Consider the following 1,629-nt stretch of genomic DNA (forward strand, 5'->3'; position numbering starts at 1 on the left):
AGGGTCGACCCGCGAGCCTTCTCGTTTCGAACCCCGCTTTCGCAAGTCCTGCGAATGAGTTCCGAGCCAGTCGCCGCTCGACGAGTCGCTACCCGATGGAGCGACGACAGAGAGACCGAGCGCGTCCCGCACCTGGTTCCAATTTTCAAAGCGCCGGTCGGTGGGATTCGGGCGGGATCCCGCATCGCGCTCGGCACGTCTCGATTCATCCGAGGAATCGTCCGCGCTGGATTCGTTGCGGTGAAAGACCGTGGCGGCTTTTGGCAGCCGACTGCGTCGAGAATCGACAGGCCGATGATCGACAGGCAACTCCGATTCCAGATCGGCAGCGTCGTCGTGTTCGAGGCCTTCGCGGAGCCGCTCAATCTGCAATTCCAACTCGGCGGCTTGAGCGTCCAGTCGTGCTGCGTCGGCTTGGCAGCGGATTCTGTCGAGTTCCAGTTCCAGTTCACGCAGCCGATGACGGTACGTTTGATCAGTGTTCGGGTCGGTGGGGGGATTGGGCGAAGGTTGGGATCGGGAAGTGGGCTGGAGTTCGTTCGGCAACTCGGACATTTCAGCGATTCGGTTGCTTTCGGAGAAAATGCGCTGGCGACAAGAACCGCATTTATCGCCCCCTGGTGGCTGTGGTGCAAGTGCATCCGCGGCGGGGGTGGTGAAATTGCTGCAACCGACCGGTGGGTTGGGGCCGCATGCCAGCACGCGGCGTCAGCCAGTGGCGCGTGGTGAACGTTCGTTGCACACGCGCCGCTCGCTAACGCGTCCCGCTGGAGATGCATGGGAAAGAAACCAGAAGTCACCTTGCCTTGGAGACCGCGCGGCGGCTATAGCCAAGGTCAAAGAAGCGGACGGGAGGAAACCGTTCGTCAGGTCTTACAGGGATGGTCTGCCATGCGTTTTTGTCCGAATCGATCCAGTGCGAGTCTTGCGACAGCGATCGCGTCTTTTCTCCTCGCCTTTTCCGTGTCGAGCGATCCGGTTCATGCTCAGGGGATGCCGCTGCCCGGCACGGGGCCGGCTGGTCCTACCGGTGCCGGCGCTGCCGCCGGAGGCATGCCCGAAAACGCGGGAACGCCACCGAGTTTACAAAATCAACCGATGTCGCCTCCGAACCGGCCGACACCGCTTCCCGGTGGGCAAGCCAGCGGAGGCGGAAATCTGCCGCAGACTGCCGGCCAGGAGCACCGCATCTATGATCTGCGACCTTACACCGGTTACCTGACCAAACACGACCATCCCGAGCAGGCGATCGTCGACTGGGTGCTTCGTGAAACGGGAACCGACGTCTGGTTCACATCTCCGTTCGGTTTTCTGAATGCCGACCGCGATCAGTTGTCGGTGTATCACACCCCCGAAATGCACCAAGTGGTATCGGGAATCGTGGACCGGTTTGTCGCCGGTGAGAAAGATCCCCAGGTGTTGTCGTTGCGGGTGATGACGGTCGGCAATCCGAACTGGCGATCGCGGGCGCATCTGTTGATGCAGCACGTCAACGTCGACTCGCCCGGTGTCCAGGCCTGGTTGCTTAGCAAAGAGAACGCGGCGTTGGTCTTGAATCTGCTGCGTCAGCGGACCGACACACGGCAGGTCCAGGCGCTTGATCTGATCACCTACAACGGCCAAACCGAA

At 61.3% G+C, this 1,629-nt stretch carries 1 protein-coding gene and 1 pseudogene; one reads left to right on the plus strand and one right to left on the minus strand.

Going from position 1 to position 1,629, the window contains the following annotated elements; all coding sequences use genetic code 11:
- Positions 1-555, minus strand: a 555-nt coding sequence (locus ABX749_RS32105) for a hypothetical protein (protein ID WP_372899630.1), incomplete at its 3' end; no start/stop codon positions are given.
- Positions 556-891: 336 nt separating this feature from the next.
- Between ABX749_RS32105 and ABX749_RS32110 the strand changes: the two are divergent.
- A pseudogene (locus ABX749_RS32110) lies at positions 892-1,629 on the plus strand (hypothetical protein); the annotation flags it as partial.

The sequence above is a fragment of the Stieleria sp. genome (assembly GCF_041595215.1).
Classification (GTDB): Bacteria; Planctomycetota; Planctomycetia; order Pirellulales; family Pirellulaceae; genus Stieleria; species Stieleria magnilauensis.